We start from the raw sequence: 25,352 nt of genomic DNA on the forward strand, positions 1-25,352 counted from the left end.
CGGTTTTCGTGCGTGGCGCAACGCAACTGCCCGCAGGCAGGCAGCGCATTTCCAAGATCGAAAAAATGCTAAGTGTCGGCGCCGTTTTCCGGGACCATCGTCTGCCCTTTTGCACCCATCTTGGACACGGTGACCTCCTCCATGGCTCTCTCTTCCCTCCTCCGGAAACTCTGGTCAGACCAACGGCTGCTTCAGCTGGCGCTGGCCTCGCTGTCCTTCACGGCGCTCGCGCAGGCCAAGGCGCCCGTGCCGGTGGACGGCGGCACGCTGACCTATGCGGTGTCGCAGGAGCCCACCTCGCTCGTGTCCTTCCTCGACACGAAGACCGACAACCGCAACATCAGCGCCAAGGTCACCGAGGGCCTGCTTCGCTACGACGCGAAGTTCAACCCCCAGCCGCTGCTGGCGACCTCGTGGCAGGTGAGCGCCGACGGCCTGAAGTACACCTTCAAGCTGCGCGCGGGCGTGAAGTTCCACGACGGCCGCGATTTCACCGCCGAGGACGTGCGCTACTCGGTGCTGACCCAGAAGAAGCAAGGCCCGCGCGGGCGCATCACGCTGGCGAACGTGGAGCGCGTCGACGCGCCCGATCCGCTCACCGCCGTGATCGTGCTGGCCAAGCCGGCGCCGTTCCTGATCAAGGCGCTGTCGTCGGCGGAGCTGCCGATCGTGCCCGCGCACCGCTACGCCGACGGCGACCCGCTGGGCAGCGCGAACAATGCCGCGCCGGTGGGCACCGGCCCCTTCGTCTTCGAGCAATGGGTGCGCGGCAGCCACCTGGTGCTGCGCAAGAACCCCGGCTACTGGCGCCAGGGCCATCCGCGCATCGACCGCGTGATCGTGAAGTTCGTGCGCGACCCGGCCGCGATCTCCACCGCCGTCGAGACCGGCGAGGTGGATGTCGCGCAAGGCGTGAGCCTGGCCGACCTCGAACGCCTGTCGGCGAACCCGAAGCTCAAGGTGGACGACGGCTACGACGGCTTCCTCAACAACGCGTCTTTCCTCGAGTTCAACGTGGAAAACCCGGTCCTCGCGAACGCGAAGGTGCGCCATGCCATTGCGCAAGCCATCGACCGCAACTTCATCCGAAACACCATCTACTACAGGCGCGCGGAGGTGGTGAACTCGCCGATCCCGCGCGTGCTGTCCGACTACTACGAGGACAGCACCTTCCGCGACACCTTCGACGTGGCTGCAGCCAACAAGCTGCTGGACGAGGCGGGCCAGCCGAAGAGGGCCGGCGGCCAACGCTTCTCGCTGCGGCTGAGCTACATCCCCGGCGCGGAGTTCAAGCGCACGGCCGACTACCTGCGCTCCGCGCTCGCGCGGGTAGGCATCAAGGTAGAGATCGTCGACGGCGACCTGCCCACCTTCCTCAAGCGCGTCTACAGCACGCGCGATTTCGACCTCAACATCAACGGCCTCGGCCGCCTGTTCGACCCGACGGTGGGCGTGCAGCGCATCTACTGGGGCGACGGCGTGCGCAATCCGCTGATCTGGGTCAACGCGGCCCACTACGACAACCCGCAGGTGGACGAACTGTTTCGGCAGGCGGCCGTGGAGGTCGACGAGGGCAGGCGCGCCGCGCAGTTCAAACAGATCCAGCAGATCGTCGGGCGCGAGTTGCCGGTGCTGCCCATCGTCACCGTGCCCTCGATCGTGGTGCACAGCGCGCGCCTGCACGACTTCCACAACAGCATCGACCTGATGTCCGGCGACCTGTCCGACGCATGGATCGACCCCAGGAAGTGACCACACGAGAGCAACCATGACCACCCAGGACCTCCATTCCTCCCTTCTGGATTCGCTGACCTTCGCGAGCGCCCGCACGCAGGCCGAGGCGCTGGCCGCGGGCCGCGTTTCGGCCGTCGACCTGCTGGAACATGCGCTGGCGCGAATCAGCCAATTCGACAACGACCTCAACGCCGTGGTGGTGCGCAACGACGAAGGCGCCCGTGCGGCCGCCCGCGAAGCCGACGCGGCCCTGGCGCGCGGCGAACGCGGGCCGCTGCTCGGCGTGCCGATCACGGTGAAGGAATCATTCGACGTCGCCGGTTTCGTCACGACGAGCGGCAACCCCGACCATGCGAACAACGTGGCCGAACAGGACTCGCTGGCCGTCGCCGCGCTGCGCGCGGCCGGCGCGGTGATCGTCGGCAAGAGCAACGTGCCGCTCGCGCTGGCCGACCTGCAGAGCTACAACGCCATCTACGGCGTGAGCAACAACCCATGGGATGCCACGCGCACGCCGGGCGGCTCCTCGGGCGGCTCGGCCGCGGCACTCGCGGCAGGCTATGTGGCGCTCGAACTGGGCACCGACATCGGCGGCTCCATCCGCATTCCTGCGCACTTCAACGGCGTGTACGGCCACAAGCCCACGGCGGGGCTGGTGGCCATGCGAGGCACCGGCGTGCCCTCGGGGCGGCTGGCCGACCGCGACCTGAGCGTGGCGGGTCCGCTGGCGCGCACCGCGTCCGACCTCGAGCTCGCGCTGGACCTGCTCGTCAACCTCGAGCCGCTGGCCGCCAAGGCCTGGAAGGCCACGCTGCCGCCGGCGCGGCACGTGCAGCTCAAGGACTTTCGCGTGCTGGTGATCGACGAATGGCCCGGCAGCGCCCGCAGCCTGCACGAGGCGCTGGTGGTCGAGCGCGTGGTGGAGCGGCTGCGCACGCAGGGCGCGAAGGTGAGCCGGCCTTCGGAACTGCCGTCCGGCCTGCTGCCCGATCTCACGGCGTCGCACCGCGTCTACCGCAGCCTGCTCGGCTCGTCGCTCGCCTCGCCGCCCGCGCTGAGCAAGGCGGCGCAGAAACGGCTCGAAGCGCTGGCGGCCGACGACGACAGCGCCGATGCCGCATGGCTGCGCGCGCCCACGCTGCGCCACAGCGACTGGCTCCAGGACAACGAGCGGCGCGTCGCGCTGCGCCACCGATGGGAGCGCCTCTTCGAGACCTTCGACGTGGTGGTGACGCCGGTCGCGCCGCTGCCGGCCTTCCGCCACGACCACAGCGAGCCGAAGGATGCGCGCACCTATCCCGTCGAGTTCGAGGATGGCACGCGGGAGGTGCCGTTTTTCGATCTTTTCCATTGGGCGGGCCTGCCGGTGCTGCCGGGCCTGCCGGCGACGAGCTTTCCGGTCGGGCTCGACGACAACGGGCTGCCGGTGAGCGCGCAAGCCGTGGGCCCGTACCTCGAAGACCGCACGACCATCGCCTTTGCGCAACTGCTCGAAGAGGTCTATGGGGGCTTCATCGCACCGCCCGGATTCAGCGCAGGCCCGGCCACCGGGGCATCGCGGCCATGACCCGGAGCACCATCGATCGCCGCGCCTTCCTGCAGGGCGGCGCGAGCCTCGGCCTCGCAGGCCTTGCACCTGCGTGGGCACAGGGCCAGCCCGCCGCCGCGGCCGCGGCCGCCCCCGTGCGCGGCGGCACGCTCACCGTGCTGATCGACCCCGAGCCGCCCACGCTCACCACCATTGCGCATTCGGCGGGCTCGTCGGTGCTGGTCTCGGCCAAGGTCACCGAAGGCCTGCTGAGCTATGACTTCGACTTGGCGCCACAGCCGCAGCTGGCCACCGCCTGGGCCGTGAGCAACGACGGCCTGCAGTACACCTTCACGCTGCGCCGCGGCGTGAAGTGGCACGATGGCCGGCCTTTCACCTCGGCCGATGTTGCGCATTCCATCGGGCTGCTCAAGCAATATCACCCGCGCGGCCGCGCCACTTTTTCCAGCGTGGCCGAGGTGCGCACGCCGGACGAATTCACCGCCGTGCTGGTGCTGACCAAGCCGGTGCCCTACCTGATCACCGCGCTCTCGGCCTCCGAATCGCCGATCGTGCCCCGGCACCTGTACGAAAGCGGCAGGGCCGATGCCAACCCGGCGAACAACGCCCCCATCGGCACCGGCCCGTTCATCTTCAAGGAATGGGTGCGCGGCAGCCACGTGACCTACGAGCGCAACCCGAACTACTGGGATGCGCCGCGCCCTTACGTCGACCGGCTCATCGTGCGCTTCATCCCCGATGCGGCGGCGCGCGCGGCCGCCATCGAGAAGGGCGAAGTGCACCTGAGCCCCGGCACGCCGGTGCCGCTGGGCGACGTCGAGCGGCTGCGCGCCAGGCCAAACCTGGTGTTCGAGCCGAACGGCTACCAATACATCAACAGCGTCTCGCGCGTGGAGTTCAACCTCGAGAACCCGGCCCTGCAGGACCTGCGCGTGCGCCAGGCCATCGCACACGCCATCAACCGCCAGGTGGTGCGCAAGACCGTGTGGTACGGCCAGGGCACGCTCATTCCGGGGCCGGTGCATCCGGCGCTCAAGAAGTTCTACGTGCCCGACCTTCCGGTGCTGCCCTACGACCTGAAGCAGGCCGAGGCGCTGCTCGACGCGGCAGGCCTCGCGCGCGGCAGGGCCGGCGCCAGCCTGCGGCTGAAACTGGCCCTGGTGCCGATCCCCAATGAAGGCGGCCAGCGCACGGCCGAGTACCTGAAGCAGAGCCTCGCCCGCATCGGCGTCGAGGTCACCATCAACTCGCAGGACTTCGCGACCTACGTGCGCCGCATCTATGCCGACCGCGCGTTCGACCTGCACGTGAGCGTGATGAGCAACACCTTCGACCCGACCGTCGGCATCCAGCGCCTGTACTGGTCGAAGAACTTCAAGAAGGGCCTGCCGTTCTCCAACGGATCGGGCTACAGCAATCCCGAAGTGGACCGGCTGCTCGAAGCCGCGGCCGTCGAGGTGGACGAGGGCCGCAGGCGCCAGGCTCTTACCGAGTTCCAGCACCACATCGTGCGCGACCTGCCCGACATCACGCTGCTGGCCATCGACAGCTACACCATCGCCGACCGCCGCGTGCGCGGCCACACGGTGAGCGCGGACGGCATTGCCGGCAACCTGGCCGGTGCGTGGATCGGCACCTGATCCACCGCGTTTGCTTATGCGGAAGTCTTCGTAGCGGCGCATCCGCCGCGGAGCTATGGTGCCGCCGACCTCTTTCTTCTTCAGCGCACCCATGTCCCTCACTGCCGAAATCCCCATTCCCGCCCGCGCGGCCCCATCGGCATTCGCACCCGCCATCTCCGCGGCCACCCTGCACCAATGGCTGCTGGACGGCCGCGAACTCGCCCTGCTCGACGTTCGCGAGCACGGCCAGTACGGCGAAGGCCATCCCTTCTTCGCGGTGCATGCCGCCTACAGCCGCCTCGAAACCGAGGTTGCCCGCCTCGTGCCCTGCCGCGCCACCCGCACGGTGCTGTTCGACGGCGGCGACACGGACTCGGCCCTGGCCCGCAAGGCCGCAGGACGCCTTGTCGCACTCGGCTATGACGACGTGTCGGTGCTCGCAGGCGGCGCACCGGCCTGGTCGCGCGCCGGCCACACGCTGTTCAAGGGCGTGAACCTGCCGTCCAAGACCTTCGGCGAACTCGCCGAACATGCCTTCGAAGTGCCGCACATCGACGCGCACACCCTGGCTGCCCGGCAGCGCGCGGGCGAACCGCTGGTGCTGCTCGACGGCCGCACGCTGGAAGAGCATCGCAGGATGACGCTGCCCGGCGCCATTCCCGTGCCCAACGGCGAACTGGCGTTGCGCTGGCGCACGCTGGTGCCGGACCCGGCCACGCCGATCGTGGTGCACTGCGCGGGGCGCACGCGCAGCATCGTCGGCGCGCAGATCCTGCGCGACCTTGGCGTGCCGAACCCCGTGCTTGCGCTGGAGAACGGCACACAGGGCTGGGCACTCGCGGGCCTCGAACTCGAGCGCGGCAGCGCCCGGACGCTCCCGCCGGCACCCAATGCCGCGCAGCGCCGGGCCGCACGCGACGATGCCGCTGCGGCGGCACAGCGCGCGGGCGTGCCCGTGCTCAGCGCCGCCGAGGCGCAGGCATGGCTCGACGACGGCACCCGCACCACCTTCGTGTTCGACGTCCGCACGGCGGAAGAATTTGCCGCCGGCGGCCTGCAGGGCACACGCCACGCGCCGGGCGGCCAGTTGCTCCAGGCCACCGACCTGCAGATCGGCGTGCGCCACGCGCGCGTCCTGGTGCTCGACGACGACGGCGTGCGCGCCCCGGTGGTGGCGCTGTGGCTGCGCCGGCTCGGCTTCGATGCGGCGCTGGTCGAGGACGGCCTGGCCGGCGAGCTGCGCGTTCCGGTTCGCGCGCCGGCGAGGCTTCCGCCGGCGGTGGCGGAACTGGACGCCGCCGAACTGGCCACGTTGCGCGAAGACGGCGCCGACCCACCCGCCGTGGTGGATCTGCGCCCTTCGCGAACCTACAGGGCACGCCATGCGCGCGGCGCCACCTGGTCGATCCGTCCCCGCGTGGCCGCCGATGCCCTGGCCGCGACCGGCGGCAACCTGCAGCACCCGGTGCTGCTGATCGCAGCCGACGAAACCATCGCTCGCCTGGCCGCACAAGACCTGCGCGAGGCCGGATGGCAGCAGCTCTCATGGGCCCGCGCCGAGGCGGTCGAGTCCGCGGGCTGGGCCCAGCAGGCCACGCCCGCGTCGCCGCCGGACGCCGAGGCCATCGACTACCTGCTGTTCGTCCATGACCGCCATGACGGCAACCTCGACGCGGCGCGCCGCTACCTCGACTGGGAGCTGGGCCTGATCGCCCAATGCGCACCCGATGAACTGGCCAGCTTCCGCCTGCCAGCCGCTGCGCACGAAAGTGCGCACCAAAAACCGCATATCGATAGTTGAAGGCGTTCGTTGCAGCGGCAAGCACGGCCTCGCAAGATCGCCGCCTGCTGGGTTTCCTTCGAATTCCGCCATGGCACACCGGCAATGGACCGGCGATGCGCCCGTGCTGCGGCTGCATGTCGGACTCGAGGATCCGCAGGACCCGATCGCCCACTTGGCGCAAGCCCCCGCCGCCCGCTGTGCCGGCACTCTGACTCCAGCCAGCGAATATCTCTTCTCCATGTCCTCGAAATCCAATTCCTTTTCCGTGGCACCCGATCCGCGCGTCCGCGTGGCCGTCGACGTCGGCGGCACCTTCACCGACGTGGTGCTGCTGCGCGGCGCCGAGAAGCACACACTGAAGGTGCTCACCACGCCGGCCGCCCCCGAGCAGGCCGTGCTTGGCGGGGTGCAAGAGGTGCTGCAGCAGGCGGGCATCGGCTGGGCCGATGTCGACCTGCTGATCCTCGGCACCACGCTGGCCACCAACGCGCTGATCGAGCGCAAGGGCGCGTCCACGGCGCTGCTCACCACGCACGGCTTTCGCGACCTGGTGGAGATCGGTCTCGAAGACCGCTTCGCGCAGTACGACGTGTTCCTCGACAAGCCTGCACCGCTGGTGCCGCGCCACTGGCGCCACGGGGTGGTCGAGCGCGTGGATGCGGCCGGCCGCGTGATCACGCCACTGGACGAAGCGCAGGTGGCCGTGCTCGCGAAGCAACTGCTGGCCGACGGCATCGAGAGCGTGGCCGTGTGCTTCCTGCACGGCTATGCCAATCCCGCGCACGAGCGCCGCGTGCGCGAGCTGTTGGGCCAGCACGCGCCCGGCCTGTGGGTGTCGCTGGCGTCCGACGTGTGCCCCGAGATCCGCGAGTACGAGCGCCTGTCGACCATCAGCGCCAACGCCTATGTGCAGCCGCAGGTGGCGGGCTATCTGCGCCGCCTGCAGGAAGGCGCGAGCGCACGCGGCCTGCGTGCCGAGCCCTTCCTCATGACATCGGGCGGCGCCATCACCACGCTGCAGGCCGGCATCGACGAGCCCGTGCGGCTGGTCGAGTCGGGCCCCGCGGGCGGTGCGGTGCTGGCGCGCCAGGTGGCCGAGCAGATCGGCGCCACGCGCGCACTCTCGTTCGACATGGGCGGCACCACCGCCAAGATCTGCTTCATCGACGACTACCAGCCGCAGATCAGCCGCAGCTTCGAGTTCGGCCGGGTGCACCGGCACCTGAAGGGCTCGGGCCTGCCGATCCGCATTCCGGTGATCGAGATGGTGGAGATCGGCGCGGGCGGCGGCTCCATCGCCCGCGTCAACCACCTGGGTGTGGTGCAGGTCGGTCCCGACAGCGCAGGCTCCGCGCCCGGTCCGGCCGCCTACGGCCTGGGCGGCGAACAACCCACCGTGACCGACGCGCACGTCGCGCTCGGTACCATCGACCCGGCGCGCTTCGCGGTCGGCAAGGTGCGGCTCGACCCGCAGCGCGCACGCGACACGCTGCTGCAGGGCCTCACGGCGCAGACCGGCCTCGATGTGGAAACTGCTGCGCAGGCCGTGGTCGAGATCGTCACCGAGAACATGGCCAATGCCGCGCGCGTGCATGCCTCCGAACTCGGCAAGGCGGCGGAAGAAAGCACGCTGATCGCCTTCGGCGGTGCGGCGCCGCTGCATGCCGCCCTGCTGGCGCGCAAGCTGGGCATCGCACGGCTCGTGATTCCCAACTCGGCCGGCGTCGGCTCGGCGCTGGGTTTTCTGTGGGCGCCGGTGGCCTACCAGACCGTGCGCAGCCTCGCGCAGCGGCTCGACCGCATCGACCATGCCGCGGTGGACAAGCTGTTGATCGAGCTCACGGCCACGGCCGACGACGTGGTGCTGCGCGCCGCGCCCGGGGCCGCGCTGGTGCGCCATCGCCAGGCCTTCATGCGCTACGCCGGCCAGGGCCACGAGATTCCGGTCGAGTTGCCCGAAGGCCCGTTCGATGCGACCGCGAGCAAGGCTTTGCATCGACGCTTCGAGGAACGCTATGCCGCGCTCTACGGCCGCAGCCTGCCGCACATCGCGGCCGAGGCGGTGAGCTGGTCCGTCGCGGTGGAGGCCGGGGGCCGCGCGGCGCCGGAGCCTGACGAGGTGGCGGCCGACACGGGCCGCGCCGCACCTTCGGGCACGCGCCGCCTGTACGACGCCGACGCCGGCCGGTGGGCCGAGGTGCCGGTCTATGAACGCACCGCGCTCGGCGTGGGCGAGTGGATCGAAGGCCCGGCGCTGATCGTCGAAGACGAGACGACCACGCACGTCATCGCCGGCTTCGAGGCGCGTATCAGCAAGCTGGGCGCGCTGGTGCTCAACGACACGACCGCCGTCCAGCTCGACCACGCCGAGGCCGCCGAAGCGGTCCCTGCATGAGCGCTACAGGCCGTCAGGCGCTGCGCCAGCAACTGGTGTGGAGCCGGCTGCTCGCGGTGGTCGAGGAACAGGCGCAGGCGCTCATCCGCACCGCCTTCGGTACACCGACGCGCGAGGCCGGCGACCTCTCGGCCGGCGTGTTCCTGCCCGACGGCCGGATGGTCGCGCAGGCCGTGACCGGCACGCCGGGCCACGTCAACTCGATGGCCGATTCGGTGCTGCATTTCTTGCGCGCCTTTCCGGCCGACACCATGCGCGACGGCGACGTGTTCGTCACCAACGATCCATGGAAAGGCACGGGCCACCTGTTCGACGTGGTCATGGTCACGCCGGTGTTCCACGGCGGCAAGCTCGTGGCGCTGTTCGCGTCCACTGTGCACGTGGTGGACATCGGCGGCGTCAACGCCGGGCCCGATGCGCTGGAAATCTTCCACGAAGGCCTGTTCCTGCCGCCGCTGCGCTTCGTGAGCGAAGGCGTCTTCGAGGAGGCCGTGCTGGACATCGTGCGTGCCAACGTGCGCGAGCCCGGCCAGGTCGAGGGCGACTTCCACGCACTGGTGGCCTGCAATGCCGTCGGCGCCGCCAGACTCCAGCGCCTGCTGCGCGAGTTCGGCCTGGCCGACCTCGAGGCGCAAGGCGACTACATCATCGAACGCTCTCGGCTCGCGATGCGCGAGGCACTGCGCGAATGGCCCAAGGGCACCTGGCGCAACCAGATGACGGTCGACGGCTACGACACGCCGGTCGAACTGCATGCGGCCGTCACCATCTCGGACGGCGGCATCCTGGTCGATTTCGAGGGCACCTCGCGCGCCATCGCGCGCGGCATCAACGTGCCCAAGGCCTACACCGACGCCTACACCTCCTTCGGCATCCGCTGCCTGGTGGGTGCCGACGTACCCAACAACGCGGGCTCGCTGGCACCGATCCGCGTGGTGGCACCCGAAGGCTCCATCGTCCACGCGCTGCCGCCTGCCGCGGTGGCAGCCCGCGCGGCCATCGGCCAGATGCTGCCCGACCTCGTGTTCGGGGCGCTGCGCCAGGCACGGCCGGACCGCGTGCCGGCCGAGGGCGCCTCGTCGCTGTGGAACATCCGGCTGTCCGGCGGTCAGCCGATCGAGGGCGGGCCCAACGAGGCGCTGCGGCGCGCGCGGCGCTTCAACATCGTGAGCTTCAGCACCGGTGGCACCGGCGCGCGGCCGGGCAAGGACGGGCTCTCGGCCACCGCCTATCCGAGCGGCGTGCGCAACGTGTCGCTCGAGATCCTGGAGACCCAGGCGCCGCTGCTGTTCCGCCGCAAGGAATACCGGCCCGGCTCGGGTGGCGCCGGCGCTTCGCGCGGCGGACTTGGCCAGGTCATCGAGATCGAGAACGCCGACGGCGACCCGATGGTGCTCTCGGCCACCTGGGACCGCGTGCGCTTTCCGGCGCGCGGCGCGCTCGGTGGCGGCGACGGTGCGCCGGGTGCCGCGCGGCTCAAGCATTCGGGCACCGCGCTGCGCGGCAAGGGCCGCCAGGTCATTCCCGCCGGTGAGGTGCTCGTGGTCGAGACGCCCGGTGGCGCGGGCCTGGGCGACCCGGCAAGGCGCGACCCCGCGCTGGCTGCGCGCGACCTGAAGGCCGGGCTCGTCGGAGCCGCCGCCCCCGCGCCTCTTGTCGAATCCACAGGGACCGCCGCATGAGCAACACGCCCAAGGCGCTGGCCAGCCGCCAGCTCATCCGCAACCAGCTCGCCTGGAACCGCCTTCTCTCCGTGGTCGAGGAACAGGCCCAGGTGCTGATCCACACCGCCTTCGGCACCTCCACGCGCGAGGCCGGCGACCTCTCGGCCGGCGTGTTTCTGCCCGACGGCCGCATGATCGCGCAGGCCGTAACCGGCACGCCCGGCCACGTCAACTCGATGGCCGAGTCGGTCAAGCACTTCCTGCAGCGCTTTCCCATCGAGACGATGGAAGACGGCGACGTGTTCCTCACCAACGATCCGTGGAAGGGCACCGGCCACCTGTTCGACATGACGATGGTCACGCCTGTCTTCCATGGCGAAGGCGATGCACGGCGCGCGGTGGCGCTGTTTGCCTCCACGCTGCACGTGGTCGACATCGGCGGCATCGGTTCCAGCCCCGACGGCCTGGAGATCTACCACGAAGGCCTGTTCCTGCCGATCCTGCGCTTCGTGCGCAAAGGCACCGTCGATCCGGCCGTGCGCGCGATCATCCGCGCCAACGTGCGCGACCCGGAGCAGGTCGAGGGCGACCTGTACGCGCTGGTCGCCTGCAACGAGGTGGGCGGCCGGCGCCTGCGCACGCTGCTGCGCGAGTTCGGGTTCGACGATCTCCAGGCGCTGGGCGAATTCGTCATCGCACGCTCGGCCCAGGCCATGCGCGAGGCGCTGCGCGACTGGCCGCGCGGCACCTGGCACAACACGCTGGTGGCGGACGGCTACGACGCGCCCATCACGCTGCAGGTGTCGGTCACCATCGCCGACGACGGCATCGTGGTCGACTTCGGCGGCACCTCGGGCACGGTGGCGCGCGGCATCAACGTGCCCAAGGCCTACACCGACGCCTACACCTCCTTCGGCATCCGCTGCCTGGTGGGTGCCGACGTGCCCAACAACGCCGGCTCGCTGGCACCGATCCGCGTCGAGGCGCCGGCCGGCTGCATCCTGAATGCGCTGCATCCGGCCGCGGTGACCGCGCGCCATGTGGTCGGCCAGCTGCTGCCCGATGTGGTGTTCGGCGCGCTGCGCCAGGCGAGGCCGGACCGCGTGCCGGCCGAGGGGGCCTCCTCGCTGTGGAACCTGCAACTCGTCGGCGGCGAGGTGCTGGCCGGCACCTCCGCGGCCAACGCCGAGGCGGTCCGGCGCGGCCCGCGCTTCAACGCGATCAGCTTCTCCACCGGCGGCACCGGCGCGCGCCCGGGCAAGGACGGACTGTCGGTGACGGCCTACCCGAGCGGCGTGCGCAACGTGTCGCTCGAGATTCTCGAAACCCAGGCGCCGATCGTCTTCGAGCGCAAGGAATTCCGCACCGACTCCGGCGGCGCCGGAACCATGCGCGGCGGGCTGGGCCAGGTCATCGAGGTGCGGCATGCGCGCGTAGACGCGGCCATGCTGATCGCCGCCGCGTTCGACCGGGTCGACCATCCTGCGCGCGGTGCGCTTGGCGGGTTCGACGGCGCACCGGGCCGGCTGCGGCTGGCTTCGGGCGCCGGGCTGCGCGCCAAGGGGCGGCAGCTGATTCCTGCGGGCGACCGGCTCATCGTCGAGACGCCCGGCGGCGGCGGCCTGGGCCCACCGTCCAGGCGGGACCCGGCGGCGGTGGCGCGCGACCTGCGCGAAGGCCTGGTCTCGGCCGAAGCGAACGGGGCCGCCGAAAGTGCCGAGCCGGCCGATGCCTGACCTTCTTCTTTTTCTTTCACGTCGCCAGTCTCTCCCCACCATGCATCTCCTGATCCAGACGCTGCGGCTTCGCAGCGCCGTCGCCGCCACCCTGCTTGCAGCACACCTTGCCGCTCATGCGGCTCCGCCCGCGCATAGCGGCACGCTCACCCTGCTCCTGACCAGCGAGCCCACGGCGCTCGTCACCATCGGCAACGTCGCCACGCCCATCCTGAGCGTGAGCGCCAAGGTCACCGAAGGCCTGCTCAAGTACGACCACGACGTCAACCCGCAGCCGCAGCTGGCCACCAAGTGGGCGATCAGCCCCGATGGCCTGACCTACACCTTCACCCTGCGCCAGGGCGTGAAGTGGCACGACGGCAAGGACTTCACCTCGGCCGACGTGGCGTATTCCATCGAACTGCTCAAGAAGATCCACCCGCGCGGGCGCAACACCTTCGCCAATCTCACAGCCGTCGACACCCCCGACAAATACACGGCCGTGCTGCGCCTGTCGAAGCCCGCGCCCTACCTGATCCGCGCGCTGGTGGCCACCGAGACGCCGATCGTGCCCAAACACGCCTACGAAGGCACCGACCCCGCCAGCAATCCGAACAACAACGCCCCGGTCGGCACCGGCCCGTTCAGGTTCAAGGAGTGGGTGCGTGGCAGCCACATCGTGTACGAACGCAATCCCGAGTACTGGGACAAGCCCAAGCCTTTCGTCGACCAGCTGATCGTGCGCTTCGTGACCGACCCGGCCGCCGCCGCCGTGGCTTTCGAGACCGGCACTGTCGACCTGGGCTACCGCACACCGGTCCCGCTGGCCGACCTGGAGCGCCTGAAGAAAGTGCCGGCGCTGCGCTTCGAGACCAAGGGCAACAGCTACTCGTCGAACGTGACGCGGCTGGAGTTCAACCTCGACAACGAGTACTTCAGGAACGAGAAGGTGCGCCAGGCCGTGGCCCGCGCGGTCGACCGCAGCGTAATCGTGAAGGTGGTGAACTACGGCTACGGCCAGGTGAGCTACTCGCCGATCGCGCCGGGCCTGAAGGCCTTCCACGACCCCGCGCCCTCCCCCTACGCCTTCGACCTGAAGAAGGCGAACGCGCTGCTCGACGAGGCGGGCTTTCCGAAGAAGGCCGGCGGCGTGCGCTTCAGCGTGCCGCTGGACTTCAATCCCATCGGCTCCGACGGTCCGCGCCTGGCGGACTACCTGCGCTCCGCACTGGCCCGGATCGGCATCGCGGCGACAGTGCGCGCCCAGGACCCGAGCGCCTTCATCAAGCGCATCTACACCGACCGCGATTTCGCCCTCACGACGAACGGCGCGAGCAACCTGTTCGACCCGACCGTCGGCGTGCAGCGCCTGTACTGGTCGAAGAACTTCATCAAGGGCGTGCCCTTCTCCAACGGCACCCATTACCAGAGCCCGGCGGTGGACAAGCTGCTCGAAGACGCCGCCATCGAGAACGACCCGTCCAGGCGCCTGAAGCTCTTCAAGGATTTCCAGGACACCGTGGCGCGCGACGTGCCCGACCTGAACCTCTACCAGCCGGTGTTCATCACCATCGCCAACCAGCGCGTGCACGACCACTCGCTGACGGCCGATGGGGTCGAGTCGAACCTGGCGGATGTCTGGGTGGACGCGGCGAAGAAATAGGCCCTGATCGCCCTTTCTTCGCGCCCGCAAAGTTGGTCCCGGAACTGCTGGTCGCGCGTTGGCAGCGCTGGTTCGGAGTCGCCCGGGCGCAGCTGGTGTTTCTTGACTGCATTGGTCAATGTATATACAATAATATCTACACTGCACCCTCTGGGAGTCCATTCATGTCGCAATCCATCGCGAAGCTCTTTGCGACCGGCGGCAGCCAAGCCGTGCGCCTGCCTGCCGAATTTCGGTTCGACGACACCACCGAGGTCTACATCCGACGCGATGAGGCTACAGGCGACGTCATCCTGTCCACCCGCGCGCCAGCGGACTGGCACGCGTTCATGCAGTTGCGCAAGCAACTGGGCACCATTCCTGCCGACTTCATGCCCGCGCGCGAACAAGGCGAACAACAGCGCGATCCGTTCGAAGGCTGGAAGGAATGACGCTGTACATGCTCGACACCAATGCGGCAAGCGAGGCGATCCGTGGCAATCCGGCCTTCGACGCCCGCTTGCAAGCCATGGCTCCGGGCCAATGGTGCATTTCCGCAGTGACCTGCTCCGAACTTCGATTCGGCATTGCGAGACGTCCCGAAGCTGTGCGGCTGCACCGGATCGTGCAGGAGTTCCTGCGCATCTCGCCCATCCTGCCCTGGGACGCGCAAGCGGCAACGAAGCACGGCGATCTGCGCGCCCACTTGAAGGCGAGCGGCACGCCCATCGGCGATTTCGACGAAATGATTGCGGCGCACGCATTGGCAGTCGGCGCCGTGGTCGTCACCGACAACACGCGACACTTCGCACGCGTGCCCGGCCTCGTGCTCGACAACTGGCTTCGCGCACCAACGGGTCACTGAGCACCGGGGGCCTCAAGCCGCCTTGCGCCGCTCCATTCCTGGCACAGCCGCAATCAAACTGCGCGTATACGGATGCTGCGGCCGGTCCCAGATGTCCCGATGGCTGCCGGTCTCGACGATCTTTCCCTTGTTCATCACCATCACGCGGTCGGCGATGTAGCGCACCACCGAAAGGTCGTGCGAGATGAACAGGTACGAGAGCCCGAAATCCTCTTTCAGTTCCACCAGCAGGTTCAGGATCTGCGCCTGCACCGAGACGTCGAGCGCCGACACAGGTTCGTCGAGCACCACCAGCGAAGGCCGCAGCACGAGTGCGCGCGCAATGCCGATGCGCTGGCGCTGACCGCCCGAGAACTCGTTGGGAAAGCGCCGCCCCGCATCGGCGGGCAGGCCCACGCGCTCCAGGATGGCGGCGATCCGGTTGCGCCGTTCCGCGCGATCCGACACGCCATGCACCTTGAGCACCGATTCAATGATGTCGAACACGCTGCGGCGCGGATTCAGCGACGCGTACGGGTCCTGGAACACCATCTGCACGCGCCGCCGCCAGGGCTTCAGCGCTCTTTCCGGCAGCGGCGCGATGTCGGTGCCGTCGAACACGATGCGGCCGGAAGCCGGGTTCGCCAGCCGCAGCAGCGTGCGCGACAGCGTCGACTTGCCGCAGCCCGACTCACCCACCAGGCCCATGGTTTCGCCCGCGCGAATATCGAACGACACGCCGTCGACCGCATGCAGCACGCCACCGCCGCGCTGGGGGTAGTCGGTGCGCAGGTCCTGCACCGACAGCAGCGGCTCGGCGGCCGGGCCGCGCACACGCAAGGCCCGCACTTTCGACGCGGGTCGGGGCACATGGAGCGTGAAGTCGCGCACGCCGGTCGCGGGGTCCAGCCGGGTCTGTATTTCGGGCAGCCGCGCATCGGCGTAGTGCAGCGAACTGCCGGCATGGAGCGACGCGCCGAGCAAGCCCTGGGTGTAGGCGTGCGATGGCGCGGCAAAGAGTCTGGAGGTGGGCGCCTCCTCGACCTTCTGTCCGCCATACATCACGGCAACGCGATCGGCCCACTGGGCAACCAGGCCGAGGTCGTGCGTGATCAGCAGCAAGGCCATGTCGAGTTCGCGGCGCAGGCCGTCGAGCAGCGCGAGGATCTGGGCCTGGATGGTGACGTCCAGCGCGGTGGTGGGCTCGTCCGCCACCAGCAGGCGCGGCTTGCAGGCCACGGCCATTGCGATCATCACGCGCTGGCGCTGGCCGCCCGAGAGGTTGTGCGGATGGTCGTCGATGCGCCGGTGCGGCTCGGGAATGCGCACGAAGTCGAGCAGCTCGATGGCCCGCTTGCGCGCGGCGACGGCGGAGAGCTTTTCGTGGCGGCAAAGCGTTTCCTCGATCTGCGCGCCGATGGTATGCACCGGGTTCAGCGAAGTCATCGGCTCCTGGAAGATCATCGCGATCTCGCGGCCGCGCACTTCGCGCAATTGGGCCTGCGGCAGCGCGAGGATGTCGCGTCCATCGAAGTGGACGCTGCCGCGCAGCACCGCGCCGGGCGTCAGCAGCCGCAGCAGTGCCAGCGCGGTGGTCGACTTGCCGCAGCCCGATTCGCCCACGAGCGCCAGCGTTTCGCCGCGCTGCATGGCCAGGTCCAGCCCGCGCACAGCCTGGATCGGGCCGTTCGAGCCGTGGAAGAAGACATCGAGGCCGCGCACATCGAGCAGCGGCGGCGTGGCCTGCACTTGTTCGAGCGTCATCTCAACGCCCCCTCAGCCGTGGGTTGAACGCGTCGTTGAGCCCGTCCCCCACGAGGTTGAGCGCCAGCACCGTGAGCACGATGGCCGCGCCCGGCAATGCGGTGAGATACCAGGCGGTGCGCAGCAGTTCGCGCCCCTGCCCGATCATGCTGCCCCACGACACGGCGTTGGGGTCGCCCATGCCAAGGAAGGACAGCGCCGACTCGATGAGGATGGCGCTCGCCACCAGCACCGAGGTGGTCACGATCACGGGGGGCAGCGCATTGGGCAATATCTCCTGGAAGATGATGCGCGCGTGGCCGAAGCCCTGGCTGCGCGCGGCCAGCACGAACTCGGTCTCGCGCAGCGTGCGGAACTCGGCGCGCACCAGCCGGGCGATCACCGGCCACGACGCGAGCCCGATGGCGAACACGATCACCGGCACCGAAGGCTGGCCGATCGCGACCACCACGATCACGAACAGGAACGAAGGCATGGTCTGGAACAGCTCGGTGATGCGCACCAGCACGTCGTCGACACGGCCGCCGAAGTAGCCGGCCGAGGCCCCCACGAGCACGCCGATCAACAGGCTCAGCGTGGCCGCCACCACCCCCACCGCGAGCGAGATGCGTGCGCCGTGCGCGATGCCGGCAATCACGTCGCGGCCGAGCGAATCGCTGCCGAGCGGATAGGCGGCGTCCTGCCCCGGCCAAAGCAGCGGCGGCGCCACCATGTCGAGGGGGTCGCCGGGGTACAGCAGTGGCGCGGCGAGCGCCAGCACGAGCATGAAGGCCAGCAGCACCATGCCCGCCACGGCGGCCGGGTTGCGCAGGAAGGCGCGCAGCGCAGCGTGGCGGCTGGACAGCGGCTTCGCGTCGACGGCGGACTTCGCGGCCACTGCCGGCGCACGGCGTGCGGCGACCGGAGTCGGCGCTGCCGGTTGCCCAATGGCTGCATCAAGGGTAAATGGTGTGGACATTGGAAATCGCAGTCAGAAATCTGGAGAGGGAACTCAGCGCACCTGAATACGGGGATCGAGCCAGGCATGCAGCAGGTCGACCAGCATGTTGGCCAGGATGACCAGCAGCGAGGACATCAACAGCACACCCAACAGCACGGTGTAGTCGCGGCCCGCTACCGAATCGAAGGCCAGCCGCCCCAGGCCGGGCCAACTGAACACCGTCTCGACCACCACCGCGCCGCCCAGCAGCGTGCCGAAATGCATGCCTGCGACGGTGGTGACGGGAATCAGCGCGTTGCGCAGCACATGGCGCAGGTTGACGGTCCACGGGTGCAGCCCCTTGGCTTCGGCGGTGCGCACGAAGTCCTGCCGCGCCACCTCGAGCATCGCGGCGCGCGTGAGGCGCGAGAAGATCGCGATGTAGAAACCCGACATGGCCAGCGCGGGCAGCACCAGGTGGCGCGCCACGTCGAACACGTGCGTCCAGCCGGTGTAGCCCGCGCCGATGCTCTCGCTGCCGCCGGTGGGCAGCCAGCCCAGGTGCACCGAGAACAGCACGATGGCCATCAGGCCGAGCCAGAAGCCCGGCGTGGAGTACAGCAGCAGCGCCAGCACCGAGAGCGTGCGGTCCTGCCAGCGGCCCACGCGGGTGGCCATGATGGTGCCCAGCGCAATGCCGATGGCCAGGGCGAACGCCAGGGCCGTGACCATCAGCAGCAGCGTGTTGCCCAGCCGCGCGCCGATCAGCGACGCCACCGGCATGTTGTAGCGCGGCGAAGTTCCGAGGCTGAAATGCGCGAGGTTGTCAAGGTAGGCGCCAAGCTGGTGCAGCACGGGCAGGTCGAGCCCGAAATGGCTGCGCAACTGCGCCATGCTCTCGGCCGTGGCGGAGCCGGATTCGGCGGCCACCACGTCGGCGGCGTCGCCCGGGATCCACTGCATCAGCACGAAATTGAGAAGGATCACGCCGACGACGGTCGGCACGGCCTGCCAGGCCGTGCGTGCCAGCGTGCGGCTTGCGCTGCGCAGGTTCATGGGAGTTGGTGCAGTCCTGGTGAAAAGCGGTCGATGGGCTTGCAGCGTATGCGGGCCTGGCCCGTGCCGCGAAGGAAGTTTTTCTTCTACGGATATGCGGTTTGCTTCGTTGGCTACATGGCCGCCTGAAGGCTCTGGCCGAAAAAAGATCTCACAGGCACACCACAGCGAGCAGCACGCCCGCGAGCCTGAACAGCGTCGACAGGTCGAACGAAACCGAGGCCCCCGCGGCCAGCTGCGCCGGCAGCCCCCACACCAGTGCGCCGAACAGCGCGATGCCGATGGCGCTGCCGACCTGGCGCGCAGCACCGAGGATGGCGGAGGCGGTCGCCGAGCGTGTGGGCTCCACGCTCGCGAGCGTGCGCGAGATCAGCGCCGGCGTGGCAATGCCGGCGCCGATGGCCATCAGCAGCAGGCTGGGCAGGATGCGCAGGTAGGGCGTGGTCTCGTCGATGCCGTGCAGCAACCCCGAGCTCAGCGCAAGGAGCAGCAAGCCCGCGACCACAGGTACCCGGGGCGAGTAGCGCCGCGCCAGGTGGCCGCTCGCGAGGTTTGCCAGCATGATCACCACGAACGGCAGCAAGGCGAAGCCGGTCTGGGTCGGCGTGTAGCCCTTGGCGTTCTGGAAGTACAGGCTCAGCACGAAGATCATCCCGTAGAAGGTGAGGTTCATGACAACGCCCAGCATGATCGAGGCCGAGAAGGCCTTGTTGCGGAACAGCCCGAGCGGAATCATCGGTTCCGCCACACGCGATTCGGTGAACACGAACGCCGCGATGACCACCGCCGCAACGGCAAAACCCGACAGCACGGACGCCGCGGCCCAGCCATGCACGCCGGCCTCGATCACCGAATGCGTGAGGAAGAAGAGCGCGAGGATGGCCAGCACCTGCCCGGTGATGTCCAGCCGCTGCGTGGCCACGCGCACGGTTTCGGCAACGTAGCGGCGCGTGGCCCAGAGACCGAGGGCGCAGATCGGCAGGTTCACGAAGAAGATCGAGCGCCACCCGAGGCCGCTCGTGAGCGCGCCGCCGACCACCGGCCCCGCGGCACTCACCACGCCGCCGATGGCGCTCCACCATCCGATGGCGTGTGTCCTGGCCGCCGCGTCGCCGGCACAGGCATGCGAGAGCAGCGAGAGCGAAGTAGGCAGGATCAACGCGGCGCCGATGCCTTGTGCCGCGCGCGCCACGATCAGCACGCCGATGGAAGGCGCGAGCGCGCAGGACAGCGAGGCCAGCCCGAACAGCACCAGCCCGAGGCTGAAGACGCGCCGGCTTCCGAAGCGGTCGGCAAAGGAGCCCGCCGTGAGCAAGAGCGCGGCGAAGGCCAGCGTGTAGGCGTCGACGATCCATTGCAGGCCGGTTGCGCCGGCGCCGAGGTCCTTGCCGATCTGCGGCATCGCGACGTTCACGATGGTCACGTCGAGCTGAACCACGACGAACCCGAAGCTCGTTGCGGCCAGGGTCCAGCCGATGCCCGTGCTGCGTGCGCCGGTCCATGGCGGCGCCGCGATGCTCCGCAGACCTTCCGATCCGGTGCCCACTCGGCCCCGTTCAGGCCGCGAGCCGCCGCGCATCGGCCTGCCAGATGGCACCGGCATAGAGCGATTCGTCGAAGTCGGGTGGCACCTCGGCGCGCGTGCGCTCCTCGTGCAGCGCGAGGTCGGTCAACAGCAGGTCCTCGCTGATGCGGCGCACCACCGCGGGCACGTAGCCGCGGATGCTGGGCACGTCGCCCAGCGGCAGTCCGGTGCTGGCGAATCCGCCGGGGTTGTAGGTGTGGATGTCGCGCAGCCAGGGCGCGGTACCGGGCGTCTTCTCGAGGTACTCAAGTCCTGCGCCCAGGTAGGGTGCGGCGCCGAGTTCGTCGTCGCGCTCGTGCGCGGGCTGCTCGAAGCGGTCGCGCCAGCGCAGCACCAGATCGGCAATGCCGGCCAGCTCGGGGTGCTGCGAGAGTTCGTGGGTGTAGCCGGTTGCGGCGATCGCAAAATCGAAGTGGAAGCGCTCGTCGTGCACCAAGGCGACGATCTTGCCGCCCTGCACCTCTGCGCCCTGCCAGGGCGCGGCCAGGTGCAGATGGAAGTTCGGAAACTTCAGCACGCGCTCCACCGAATCCAGCGGCGGCGTGGTGCCAAGCCGGCGGTAGCGTGCCGCATGGTGCCAGCGCGTGGCATCGGGCAGCGCAAGATAGTTGTCGTAGAAGCCCGGATAACTGCGCACGCGCGCGACCGGTGTGGCCGCGAGCCGATTGCGGCGTGCGAACAGGTGCACCGCTGCGGCGCCGCTTTCGAGCGCCACGGCGGCCGCGTCGAAGGCTGATGCGGCCGCGCCGATCACGGCCACGGTCTTGCCGGCGAGCGCCGCGAAATCGATCGCGTGGCCGGTGTGGGCCGCAAGGCCGTGACTCACCGCCATCGCCAGCAGGTCGGGAATGAAAGGCGCGCCGCTGCCGGCCACGCCGTTCGCGAAGATCAGCTTGCGCGCGGTCTCGGTGCGCGGCTCGCCGTTCACTTCGAGGTGCAGCCGCAAGTGCGGCACCGCCCCGCCCTCCGCCGGCTCGAAGCGGATCAGGCGCGTGCCGTAGCGCACCGCCGTGCCGGTGATGCCGCGGAACCAGTCCAGGTAGTCGGCCCAGGCGGTGCGCGCGATGCGGTCGATGGCGGCATAGGCCGCCTGCCCGTGCCGCGATTCGTACCAGGCCTGGAACCCCAGGGCGGTGACCGGGCCTTCGGGGCCGACGAGGTTCTTGAGCGTGCGCAGCTTGTGCATGCGCGCCCGCGCGCGCCATACGCCGGCCTGCGATGCATCGGCCGCCGCATCGATCACGCTGACGCCGCCGACGCCCGCGCGCTGCAGCGCGAAAGCGAAGGCGCTGCCGGTCTGGCCCCCGCCGACGACGACCACGTTGTGGTCGATGCCGGCATGCGCGGGCACCCAGTTGGCGGGCGCGGGGCCGAGCAGGCGCAGCGCTTCCTGCGCGGCGTGGTCGGGATTGCTGGAGGAGGAAGAGGAACTCATTTGCAGTGCCTGTCGTCGTGAAGCACGCATGTGCGTGCAAAAAAAACGGACCCAGGGGGCCCGCGAAACGTCGCTTTGGGTACGACGAGGAGACACTCACCCCGAAGGCAAGACAGGCGATTCTTCAGCCATTGGTGCGAAAAGCGAAGCACGGAATCCGCATACGCAAATCCGTCTTTCTTCTTTGGCATTGCTGACGCGAATCGGAACTCCGATCCCCGCAACGTAGACGCATCACCGGATCAGCGGCAGCTCGATCGCAATGCGAAGTCCGCCCCACTGCGACGCCGAGGCCGTGATGCGCCCTTCATGGGCCTGCACGATGTTGCGGCAGATGGCCAGTCCGAGGCCGCTGCCGCCGGTCGCGCGATTGCGCGACTGTTCGACGCGGTAGAAGCGCTCGAACAGCTTCTCCAGTTTGTCGTCGGGCACGCCGGGCGCGCTGTCCTCGATGAGGATGAGCGCGGCGGCGCCGTGCCGGGCGCAGCCCACGCGGACCATGCCGGCGCCATCCGTATAGCGGCGCGAATTCTCGAGCAGGTTGCCGAACAGCTGATGCAGGCGCACCTCGTCGCCACTGACGATCAGCGGCACCTCTGCAATCTGCAGTACCAGTTGCAGCGACGCCGCGTCGAGCCGCTGCCGCATGCTCTCGGCCGCCGCCTGGAGCACCGTGCCCACATCGACGGGAACCCGCCGGTACGCCATGGCGCCGACGTCGCTCAGCGACAAGTCATGCAGATCGTTGACCAGCTTGCCGAGCCGCTCGACCTCCATGTGCATGGCGTTGGTCGACTGGATCGTGGATGAACGGATGCCATCCTGGATTGCCTCGAGTTGCGCGCGCAGCACCGCGAGCGGCGTTCGCAGTTCATGGGAGATATCCGCCATGAAGCCCCGCCGCGCGCGATCGGCATGCTCCAGCGTCCGGGCCATGTGGTTGAAGTCACGTGCCAGCGCCCCGAGTTCGTCATGGGCGCCATCGGCAATGCGCGACGCGAAGTCTCCTGCGGCCAGGCGGTGCGTGGCCCGGGCCATATCCCGAACCCGCCGCAGCAGCGTGCGCGCAAGGATGAGAGTGAGCAAGGCCGCCACGAGAAGCGATCCGAGTCCGACCATCGTCAAGGCGGTGAACTGGTGTTCGAGAAAGCGCTTGTCGTTCTTCGGAAGCACCGCCTCGAACGGCACCGTCGCGATCCAGCCTACTGTCCGTCCCTCGACCACGACGGGCACGCGGATCGAATGGGTGTCGATGCCCGGATTGCCGACCACACGGCGCATCTGCGCGTCCAGCAGGCCCACGCGCGTAAGTGCGCCGGTCTGGCTGGAAGCCGCCTCCTGGAGCGCAGGATCACCCTTCGCTTCCTGGAGAAAAGGCAACACCAGATTCACCCACTCCCGGGAGTCGGAGCGCAGGAAGTCCCAGCTGCCACGAACGGCATAGGCTTGCGCGAGGCGTGGAACGATCTCTTCCAGCCGCGTGCGGCTCTGCTGGTTGAGATAGCCCAGGAAGCCGCGCTCCATCACGAGCCGCATGGCAATGGCCTGCACCACGACCACGGCAGCGCAGGCCAGCAGAACGAACAGGAAGAGCTTTGCCCGGATGCCGAATTTCATGAGAGCGAGAGGCTTGCCGATCGGACCGCGTGCATGGAGGCGTCCCGGCCGCCGTCATCCCGCGGGTTGGATGGCCGAGGCGTAGCCACCCAGGAACACCTGCACGGCACGGCGCGTCGCCTCCCGCAGTTCCCTGCGGGTCAGCGGCCCCTGGATGCCCAGGAGACTCGGCCTGACGGTTTCCGAGTCCAGCAGCGCCATCAGGTGGTGTGCCGCCGTGGTGGGATCGGCGCTTCGCAGGCGGCCCTTGCGCATCTGCCGCTCCAGGAAACCCGCCACCTCGGCGAGGCCCTTCTTGGGCCCTCCCTCGAAGAAAAGCCGCCCGATGTCGCTGCGGCCCGATTCGGCGATCACGGCCCTGTGCGCCTGGATGACCTCTTGCGAACACACCACGGCCAGGACCTTCTCGCCGAACCGCTGCAGCACGCGCGCGAGATCTTCATCGCCCTCCTCTGCCAGCGCCGTGAAGATCGGCTCGAAGTGGATCTTCGCCGAGGCGTGGATCACGGCAACGAACAGTTCCTCCTTGGATTTGAAGTAGCCGTAGAGCGTTGCCCGCGAGCCGCCGACGCGTGCGGCAATTTCCACCATCGAGGCGCCCTCGAACCCCAGTTCCCTGAAGACTTCCGACGCCACCTGGACGATGGCATCGCGCTTGGCTTCGGTCTTGACTCGCATCTCGTTTCTCTTTATTTCTGTACACAGGTGCTCATTATTGATTGACAACTCGCTGGAAGTCAAAATACATTTCAGTACAGCACTGTCTAATTAACCCATGGCCGGCCCCACCGCCCGGCCCCTTCCCCAGGAGAATCGCGATGCGTCCCCCTCTCACCTATGGCCTGACCTTTGCCGCGGCCATCGTGTCCACCTTCCTGCTGGTCGCCTGCGGCAAGCCGCCCGGCGGTCCGCCGCCGGCGCCGGGCACGCCCGAGGTCGGCATCGTCACGGTGCAGCCGCAGCGCGTGGCCATCTCCACCGAACTGCCGGGGCGCACCGTGCCTTTCCTCATCGCCGACGTGCGCCCGCAGGTCGGCGGCATCGTGAAGTCCCGCAAGTTCCGCGAGGGCAGCTACGTGAAGGCCGGCGAGGCGCTCTACCAGATCGACCCCGCCACGTACAAGGCGAGCTACGACAGCAACGTCGCCGCGCTTGCCAAGGCAGAGGCCAGCCTGAGGACCACGCGGCTCAAGGCCGAGCGCTACAAGGAACTGGTCGCCATCAAGGCCGTGAGCCAGCAGGACTACGACGACGCGGCCGCGTCACTGCAGCAAGGCGAGGCCGACGTTGCCGCGGCCAGGGCCAACGCGGAGACGAGCCGCATCAATCTCGCCTATGCGCGCATCGATGCTCCGATCTCGGGACGCATCGGCAAGTCAACGGTCACGCCCGGCGCGCTGGTCACGGCCAGCCAGTCGACCGCGCTGGCGACCATCCAGCAGCTCGATCCGATCTACGTGGACCTGACGCAGCCCAGCGCCGCAGTGCTCCAACTCAAGCAGGCAATGGCGCGCGGCGACCTGCAAAAGAGCGGCGCCAACGCCGCCCGGGTGCGGCTGCTGCTGGAAGACGGCAGTGCGTATTCCATCGAAGGCAAGCTCGAGTTCTCGGATGTCACGGTGGACCAGAACACCGGCGCCATCACGCTGCGCGCGGTGTTTCCCAACCCTGATGCCGACCTGCTGCCCGGCATGTACGTGCGCGCGGTGCTGCAGGAAGGCGTGAAGGAGCAGGCGCTCATGGTGCCGCAGCAGGCGGTGTCGCGCGACGGCTCCGGCAAGCCGATGGCCTACGTGGTGGACGCCCAGCACAAGCTGCAGCGGCGCGCGCTCGAGACCGAGCGCGCCGTCGGCGACCAGTGGCTGGTGAAGAGCGGCCTCGCGGCCGGCGACAAGCTGGTGGTGGACGGCCAGCAGCGCGCGGCGCCGGGGGTCGAGGTGAAGACGGTGCAGTGGAGCCCCAGCTCCAAGCCGGGCACCCAAACGGCCAAGGCCGCCCCGCCGGCATCCGCTGGCGCGGCGAACTGAT

The 25,352-nt window shown here is 69.1% G+C and carries 18 protein-coding genes; 11 read left to right on the forward strand and 7 right to left on the reverse strand.

Features of this window, described 5'->3' with window-relative positions; genetic code table 11:
- The first annotated feature begins 141 nt into the window (after positions 1-141).
- The 10 genes from VPA02S_RS15300 (at position 142) to VPA02S_RS15345 (ending at position 14,969) form a co-directional block, all read left to right on the forward strand.
- The gene (locus VPA02S_RS15300) at positions 142-1,752 is read left to right on the forward strand and encodes an ABC transporter substrate-binding protein (RefSeq protein WP_062365365.1); all 1,611 of its coding nucleotides are present in this window, start codon (positions 142-144) and stop codon (positions 1,750-1,752) included.
- A gap of 16 nt (positions 1,753-1,768) precedes the next feature.
- Positions 1,769-3,301, forward strand: coding sequence for an amidase (locus tag VPA02S_RS15305; RefSeq protein ID WP_018904242.1), 1,533 nt, complete (start codon positions 1,769-1,771; stop codon positions 3,299-3,301).
- A complete protein-coding gene (locus VPA02S_RS15310) occupies positions 3,298-4,923 on the forward strand; it encodes an ABC transporter substrate-binding protein (protein WP_062364595.1) in 1,626 nt (541 codons plus the stop codon). Before VPA02S_RS15305 ends, VPA02S_RS15310 begins: the two co-directional genes overlap by 4 nt.
- 91 nt (positions 4,924-5,014) lie before the next feature.
- Positions 5,015-6,706, forward strand: a complete 1,692-nt coding sequence (locus VPA02S_RS15315; protein ID WP_062365366.1) for a rhodanese-like domain-containing protein — start codon at positions 5,015-5,017, stop codon at positions 6,704-6,706.
- Positions 6,707-6,926: 220 nt separating this feature from the next.
- Entirely contained in the window at positions 6,927-9,083 is a 2,157-nt protein-coding gene (locus VPA02S_RS15320; protein WP_051128007.1) for a hydantoinase/oxoprolinase family protein, read from the forward strand.
- Complete coding sequence (locus tag VPA02S_RS15325; RefSeq protein WP_038106983.1) at positions 9,080-10,765, forward strand: hydantoinase B/oxoprolinase family protein; 1,686 nt, start codon at positions 9,080-9,082, stop codon at positions 10,763-10,765. Before VPA02S_RS15320 ends, VPA02S_RS15325 begins: the two co-directional genes overlap by 4 nt.
- A complete protein-coding gene (locus VPA02S_RS15330; protein WP_018904247.1) occupies positions 10,762-12,483 on the forward strand; it encodes a hydantoinase B/oxoprolinase family protein in 1,722 nt (573 codons plus the stop codon). The genes VPA02S_RS15325 and VPA02S_RS15330 overlap by 4 nt, the downstream gene beginning before the upstream one ends.
- 40 nt (positions 12,484-12,523) lie before the next feature.
- Positions 12,524-14,125: an ABC transporter substrate-binding protein gene (locus VPA02S_RS15335; RefSeq protein WP_018904248.1), complete on the forward strand. Its 1,602-nt coding sequence runs from the start codon at positions 12,524-12,526 to the stop codon at positions 14,123-14,125.
- Between the two features lie 164 nt (positions 14,126-14,289).
- Positions 14,290-14,556 carry an antitoxin gene (locus VPA02S_RS15340; RefSeq protein WP_018904249.1) on the forward strand — a complete coding sequence of 89 codons (267 nt, stop codon included), beginning with the start codon at positions 14,290-14,292 and terminating at the stop codon, positions 14,554-14,556.
- Positions 14,557-14,564: 8 nt separating this feature from the next.
- Complete coding sequence (locus VPA02S_RS15345; RefSeq protein ID WP_230537771.1) at positions 14,565-14,969, forward strand: type II toxin-antitoxin system VapC family toxin; 405 nt, start codon at positions 14,565-14,567, stop codon at positions 14,967-14,969.
- 12 nt (positions 14,970-14,981) lie between these two features.
- Here VPA02S_RS15345 and VPA02S_RS15350 read toward each other — a convergent pair whose 3' ends face one another.
- From VPA02S_RS15350 to VPA02S_RS15380, 7 genes are all read right to left on the reverse strand, one after another.
- Positions 14,982-16,712 carry an ABC transporter ATP-binding protein gene (locus tag VPA02S_RS15350; protein ID WP_062364596.1) on the reverse strand — a complete coding sequence of 577 codons (1,731 nt, stop codon included), beginning with the start codon at positions 16,710-16,712 and terminating at the stop codon, positions 14,982-14,984.
- A gap of 1 nt (position 16,713) precedes the next feature.
- Positions 16,714-17,589: an ABC transporter permease gene (locus tag VPA02S_RS15355; protein WP_018904252.1), complete on the reverse strand. Its 876-nt coding sequence runs from the start codon at positions 17,587-17,589 to the stop codon at positions 16,714-16,716.
- 114 nt (positions 17,590-17,703) lie between these two features.
- On the reverse strand, positions 17,704-18,687 hold the full coding sequence (locus tag VPA02S_RS15360; RefSeq protein ID WP_018904253.1) for an ABC transporter permease: 984 nt from the start codon (positions 18,685-18,687) through the stop codon (positions 17,704-17,706).
- Positions 18,688-18,838: 151 nt separating this feature from the next.
- Positions 18,839-20,233: an MFS transporter gene (locus VPA02S_RS15365; protein WP_018904254.1), complete on the reverse strand. Its 1,395-nt coding sequence runs from the start codon at positions 20,231-20,233 to the stop codon at positions 18,839-18,841.
- A gap of 10 nt (positions 20,234-20,243) precedes the next feature.
- Complete coding sequence (locus tag VPA02S_RS15370; RefSeq protein WP_062364598.1) at positions 20,244-21,707, reverse strand: SidA/IucD/PvdA family monooxygenase; 1,464 nt, start codon at positions 21,705-21,707, stop codon at positions 20,244-20,246.
- Positions 21,708-21,941: 234 nt separating this feature from the next.
- Positions 21,942-23,324, reverse strand: a complete 1,383-nt coding sequence (baeS, locus tag VPA02S_RS15375) for a sensor histidine kinase efflux regulator BaeS (RefSeq protein WP_062364601.1) — start codon at positions 23,322-23,324, stop codon at positions 21,942-21,944.
- A gap of 54 nt (positions 23,325-23,378) precedes the next feature.
- A complete protein-coding gene (locus tag VPA02S_RS15380) occupies positions 23,379-24,002 on the reverse strand; it encodes a TetR/AcrR family transcriptional regulator (RefSeq protein ID WP_018904257.1) in 624 nt (207 codons plus the stop codon).
- Positions 24,003-24,142: 140 nt separating this feature from the next.
- Between VPA02S_RS15380 and VPA02S_RS15385 the strand changes: the two genes are divergently transcribed.
- Positions 24,143-25,351, forward strand: coding sequence for an efflux RND transporter periplasmic adaptor subunit (locus VPA02S_RS15385; RefSeq protein WP_018904258.1), 1,209 nt, complete (start codon positions 24,143-24,145; stop codon positions 25,349-25,351).
- Position 25,352 lies beyond the last annotated feature (1 nt).

The organism is Variovorax paradoxus NBRC 15149 (genome assembly GCF_001591365.1).
Classification (GTDB): Bacteria; Pseudomonadota; Gammaproteobacteria; order Burkholderiales; family Burkholderiaceae_C; genus Variovorax; species Variovorax paradoxus.